Source organism: Microbacterium sp., from assembly GCF_029263575.1.
Classification (GTDB): domain Bacteria; phylum Actinomycetota; class Actinomycetes; order Actinomycetales; family Microbacteriaceae; genus Microbacterium.
Genome location: NZ_JAJUFV010000180.1, coordinates 1 through 5,387 on the forward strand (window position 1 = coordinate 1; position 5,387 = coordinate 5,387).

The window sequence follows — 5,387 nt, forward strand, 5'->3', positions numbered from 1 at the left end:
AGAACGTGCGCAGCTCCCCGTACCGGCGCGGATCCGGCGCCCAGAACTGAACCTGGAACGACGCCTCACGCCCGGACGTGAACCGGGTGATCTTCGTCGCCGCGGCGAGCCGAACATCCGCCCACGTCGCGTTCCCGTGATCGTCCTGCACCGTCAACCGGCCGATACTCCCGTCAGAGAGAAGCCCCGCGAGCTGATCGACCCGTGCCTGAAGCGACCCTTCCGACGATGCGAGGATCGCCCCCTGGATCGAAACCTCACGAGCCGACATGAACACGCGCGAATCGAACGACCCGTCAGCGAGAGGACGCTGGGTCTCGTCGCGACGCGGCTCCACGTCACCGAACCAGCCCTGCAGCCCCTCCGGCTCGATCACGTAGGACTCATCGAAATCACGCGGCCACTCGTCAAATGACAGGCCGTTGATCGTCGCCCGCATCGCTCACCCCCTCAGCGCATAGCTGACTTCACGGCCAGCGATCCGACCGATCGCCGCCTCATCCATGCCAGGTGCAGGGTGCACGTCAACCTGCACGCCGCCCTGGCCCGTACCGCCACGCAGCTGCGCGAGAACGTCAGGACTCAGCGGCACGACCGCCTCGTCATAACGGCCCTCACCGATAACCGCGAGCGTGCCGCCCTGCGTGCGCTGCACCAGGCCGCCCTCGGCGAGCTTCACAGCGGACAGGTCAGCATGCGGGATCAGCGGAATCTCCGGGATCCCCACCTTGCCGGTGATGTTGTTCACGCCACCGATCAGCCCGTTGATCAGATCCACGAGCGCGTTGATCGTGCCCTCGACGATGCCGACCATCCCGTTCCAGATGCCCGAGAAGATCTGCACGATGCCTTCCCAGGCCTTCGACCAGTCGCCCGTGAACACACCCGTCAGGAACGTGATCACGCCCCCGAGCACGTCGACGATGGACTCGACAATCGGCAGTAGCAGCGTCCCGATCGCGCCCACGACGCCCTCGATCACCGGCATCAGTGCGGCGATGACTTCCGCCAGAAGCGGGAAGACTGCCTGCACCAGCTCCATCAGAGGCGGCATCAGCGGCATCAGCGCGAGGAGCACCTGAGCGAACAGGTCAGCGACCGACTGCACCAGAGGGAGCAGGACGGGAAGCACCTCGCCCACGAGGCCGATGAACTGCGCAACCAGTTCGATCACGATGGGCATCAGCGCCGATAGCACCTGAGATAGCGCGCCACCCACGACAGTCGCGACCTGGTTGAACGCTTCGACGATCATCGGCAGGCTGGGCGCAAGCGCCTGAAACGCGAGGTTGATGGGCGACAGGAGCGACGCGAGCTGCGCAAACGCAGAGAAGTCGATCCCGCTCGACCCAAGATTCGCCAGGAACTCGAGCCCCGGGGCGAGGAAAGCCCCGATCGACTCGCCCACGCCGGCCGCGACTTCCTCGATCGGCCCCATCGCATCCGTGATGCCCTGAAGGGCAGGTGCCAGCCCCTCGAAGACACCCCCGAGAAGCCCAGCGCCGGCACGCCCCAGCGACGCCATGAGATTCGCCCACGATCCCGACGCGGTCTCGCCCATCGCCTCGGCGACACCGCCCGCAGCATCCTGCGCTGCCGCGGCGAACTGCTCGAAGCTGATCTTCCCTTCGGAAGCCATCTTGAACACTTCGCCCGAGGTCACGCCGAGCTGATCAGCGAGCGCCTGGTAGATCGGGATGCCCCTATCGGCAAGCTGCCCGATCACATCGTTCTGAACGCCGTTCGCCTGCGTCAGAGCCTTCGAGAAGATGCCGCCCATATCGGACAGATCCCCACCTGCCGCCGCCGCACTGTTCGCGACCGTCGACAGGACGTCGGCCATCTCCTTGCCCGGCCCGATGCCACCAGCAGCCATCTGCGCGGCAACGCCCGCAGCATCCTCGAGCCCGAACGCCGTCCCCTTGACAGACTCGAGCGCGTTGTCCATGAGGGCCTGAGTCTCATCAGCAGAGAACCCCAGGCCCTCCATCTTCGCCGTGGCGTTGTCGATGCCCTTGAGCCGCTGGAAGCCCTTTGACAGCGCGCCGCCGATAGTCCCGACGACCGCACCGCCCACAGCCGCAGCGCCCGCCAGCGCCGTGACCTTCATGCCCTTCATCAGCGACGAGCCCAGCGTGCGGCCGGACTTCTCGGCCCCGCTCGAGGCGCCACCGATGGACTGCTCGATGTCCTTCTTGATCCCCGGGGCCTTCACCGTCAGGGCGACGTATGCGTTCGCGATCTCAGCGCCACCAACTGCCATACATGCCCCCTCAGCAAAAGCCCCGGGGCCCACCCAGGGTCAGGTATTGCGTCCGCGCGGGATCCGGCCACGCATGCGCAACCGCGACTGCGCCTTCCGCAAAGCGCGTTCCTCACGCGCCCGCCGCTCGTGCGCATACGCTGGCGGCTTCGGAGGCTCAGGCTTCTTGCCCTTGCCATGCCGGCCCGCGTGATAATCGAGAACACGCACAGAGAAGTCGACCGCCCGCAGCATCGCGACAGCCTCAGAGACAGCCGCCGGCCCACCGAACGACTGCCACACCGCAGACCCCGCAGGAATCCACGCGACAAGGTCAACGAGATCCTGCAACGGCATCGAGCGGGTCTCGAGAACCTCGCGCAGATCGATCCCGTACTCTGCCCTCATCGAGGCCCGCAACGCGCCCTTATGGCGCGCCAGAACCTCGATGAGGATCAGGAGTTTGGGGCGATCGCCTCGAACAGGCTCGCCATGAACTCCGACATCACCGTCTCGGTGAGCTTCCCGTCGTTCGCGGCGCGAAGATCGGCCTTCACCTGCGCATAGTCATCCGCGAGCACGAACTTCAGCACCTTCACCGATGCCGCAAGCCGCTCGCCAGGCTGCGCGTCCTCGTCCTGAAGGACCGCCATCATCTCGGCGACGTCCCAATCCGCGAGCCGCTCCTTCACCACATCAGCAGGCACGGACAGCGTCACGCCCGCCACCTGAAGGTTCTCGGTCGCCTTCGGCTTCCGATCCTGCGGCGCCTTCTTCGCTGTAGTCATTAGTAGCCCCAATCGCGGCCCCAGAATGGTGCGGTGGGCGGGGCTGGGGCCAACCACCCCGCCCACCGGGTTTGTCACGCCTCGCTGTCGGTGGAGACGTACGAGTAGTTGCCGACGATCTCCCCCAGGAACGGGAAGCCGGCAATGTCGGCGTTCGTGAAGCTGCGCTCACCGTCCGGGCCGATCTCGAAGCGAGGGATCAGGAAGCGCCCCCGGATCTCCGAGAAGGAGCGGTCGAACAGGTCGATCACACACGCGACCGCCGTCACCCTCTGGCCCGCGTTGCGCTCCTCGGTGCGCACCCCGTCGACAGTCTCGGACGACAGGACGTTGTACCGCAGCCGGTTCGTGAGCTCCTTGTCCTCGTACGCCGTGAACGCGATCTCCGTGCCCGACTCGGACATGTATGTGCGCACGACACCGGCGCCCTGGTGGCCGCGAATCTTCTCCTTCGACGCAGACGGCGTCTCAACGATGCCGTCCTCGCTCAGCCACCCGATGTCCTCGAAGGCCGGGCCAAGCTCCTCGAGCCCAACCGGCATCGCAGTCCCGAGCGGGGCGATGTAGATTGCGTCAGCCTCGGACCCGTACAGGCGCGCGAGGTCACTGTTTACAGCCATAGCTGTCCTCCTTGTCGCCCGAGCCCGGGCATAAGAAAAGCCCCGCCGAATGGCAGGGCCGGGACCGATGCGGGCTACGTCCGAGCGGCACGCACGGTCATCTGGATCGAGAAACGGAACCGGGCGGAACCCGACTCCGGGTCTGGCGTCGAATACGGCCCCGTCAGCTCCTCCACGCCGCTCACCAGAGGCATGTCCGTGTACGAGTGGAAGAACGCTTCGCGAGCAACCCCCGCAAGCGCGGCGGCCTCGGCAGACGATGCGGCCCACGCGTCGACCGTCACAGTCGGCTGGTCGATCACCCGGTTCAGCGCGGCGCCACCGTTTCTGCGTGCCACGATGAACGAGACGGGACGATCAGCGGGAACACTCACTCGAACCGGCACGTCGACATGCGCGCCGAGGAACTCGAGCACCATCGCGTCGATGTCGAGAAACGCCATCACTTCGCTCCCGACATCGCCCGCTCGAGCACCGCATCCTCAGCCTGCCGACGTGCGCCCTCAGGCGAGCTGGTCTGCACGAACCCTCGCGCAGTCCACCTGTGCGGCCGGGCCTCCGAATAGGCGAACCCGTCACCCGCCGAGCGCGCAATCCGACGCCCCACCCGGTCGACCTCAGCCTGCACGGGCGCCGACGTCATCAACGCGTTCAGGCCCTTGAGTTTCAGCTGCACACGAACCTTCGACACGTGCCCCTCCTATCCGTCAGCCCGCGAGAGCTCGACAGGCATCGACCATCGCGTCGGAGTGTTCACGACCGTGTAGTGCTGCGGGTCGCCGATCACGTCACACGGGTCGCCGCCACGGACGCGGACCCGCGCGCCCCGCAACGTCGCCGGATACCCCTTCGGGAAGTGCAGAGTCCACTGCACGACGGTCCCCTCGGGACGTTCGGTGTCAGCGATGTCTGTCCGCCCGCCGGGCGCGACCAGGACATCCTCAACCTGCTCCGAGACCCACTCGAGGATCGGCTCGTTGTGCGCGTCCAGGCCCGTCTCGACGTACCGCTGAACCTCGACCGTCTCGCCGATCACGACGCACCCCACGGCGGCGTGTACGGCGCATCGTTCGCCATCGGGACCGTGCACGCGACCTGAGCACCTCACCCGAGCATCTTGCGATCCGCCTTCGTGAGGTACAGATCCCCCGTCGGGTTCGAGAACTGCACCGTCTCCTGGTACGGGCCAGCGCCCTGCTGGATCGACGTGACACCCACGCCGCCCGTCGCGGCCGACGACATGGCACGCTTCACCATCTCGCACGACACGATCTTCCGCGCCGCGAGCTCCTGCTCGGTCGGCGGGTCTGACGGCGGGCACGACGCGTCGAGGCGGACGGCGGCATCCTCAAGGAGTACCGCCGCCCGCTCCGACTCGTCATCGGTCAGAGGGCGCCACCGAGCAGCAAGGTCATCAACCGTTGCGTAAACCATGACGCCCCCTCGAGTTAGGCCGCTGCGGCTTCGAGCGCGGCAATCCGCGTCTCGTAGTCATCGATGATCGTCTGCAGGCCGTCGACCTGAGCGATCGTGTGCGTGTGCGTCGCCGCAGGGAACGTGGCGGGCTTGCCCGTCACATCCGCCCACGTGACCGTTACGGTGCCGCCACCGAGATCGATCGGGTCGCCGTTCTCGTCGAAGAACGCGACCTTCCCGATCGACCGCCCCGGTGTCGGGGCGCTCTGCGAGACAACCTCGAGATGCCCGACCGCCATAGTTACGCCTGCTCCTCGTCGG

10 protein-coding genes are annotated in these 5,387 nt (G+C 66.6%); all 10 read right to left on the reverse strand.

Features of this window, described 5'->3' with window-relative positions:
- A partial coding sequence (locus Q1J95_RS14000) for a hypothetical protein (protein ID WP_300268616.1) occupies positions 1–439 on the reverse strand: 439 nt, incomplete at its 3' end.
- Between the two features lie 3 nt (positions 440–442).
- The gene (locus Q1J95_RS14005) at positions 443–2,263 is read right to left on the reverse strand and encodes a tape measure protein (RefSeq protein WP_300268618.1); all 1,821 of its coding nucleotides are present in this window, start codon (positions 2,261–2,263) and stop codon (positions 443–445) included.
- 39 nt (positions 2,264–2,302) lie between these two features.
- A complete protein-coding gene (locus tag Q1J95_RS14010) occupies positions 2,303–2,650 on the reverse strand; it encodes a hypothetical protein (protein WP_300268620.1) in 348 nt (115 codons plus the stop codon).
- Between the two features lie 47 nt (positions 2,651–2,697).
- Complete coding sequence (locus Q1J95_RS14015; RefSeq protein ID WP_300268623.1) at positions 2,698–3,030, reverse strand: hypothetical protein; 333 nt, start codon at positions 3,028–3,030, stop codon at positions 2,698–2,700.
- 74 nt (positions 3,031–3,104) lie between these two features.
- Complete coding sequence (locus tag Q1J95_RS14020; protein WP_300268625.1) at positions 3,105–3,650, reverse strand: hypothetical protein; 546 nt, start codon at positions 3,648–3,650, stop codon at positions 3,105–3,107.
- Between the two features lie 74 nt (positions 3,651–3,724).
- Positions 3,725–4,093 carry a hypothetical protein gene (locus Q1J95_RS14025; protein ID WP_300268626.1) on the reverse strand — a complete coding sequence of 123 codons (369 nt, stop codon included), beginning with the start codon at positions 4,091–4,093 and terminating at the stop codon, positions 3,725–3,727.
- Positions 4,093–4,341, reverse strand: coding sequence for a hypothetical protein (locus Q1J95_RS14030; protein WP_300268628.1), 249 nt, complete (start codon positions 4,339–4,341; stop codon positions 4,093–4,095). The genes Q1J95_RS14025 and Q1J95_RS14030 overlap by 1 nt, the downstream gene beginning before the upstream one ends.
- 9 nt (positions 4,342–4,350) lie before the next feature.
- The gene (locus Q1J95_RS14035) at positions 4,351–4,740 is read right to left on the reverse strand and encodes a hypothetical protein (protein ID WP_300268630.1); all 390 of its coding nucleotides are present in this window, start codon (positions 4,738–4,740) and stop codon (positions 4,351–4,353) included.
- A 14-nt stretch (positions 4,741–4,754) separates the two neighbouring features.
- Positions 4,755–5,084, reverse strand: coding sequence for a Gp19/Gp15/Gp42 family protein (locus Q1J95_RS14040; RefSeq protein ID WP_300268633.1), 330 nt, complete (start codon positions 5,082–5,084; stop codon positions 4,755–4,757).
- Between the two features lie 14 nt (positions 5,085–5,098).
- Positions 5,099–5,387, reverse strand: a 289-nt coding sequence (locus Q1J95_RS14045; protein WP_300268635.1) for a hypothetical protein, incomplete at its 5' end; no start/stop codon positions are given.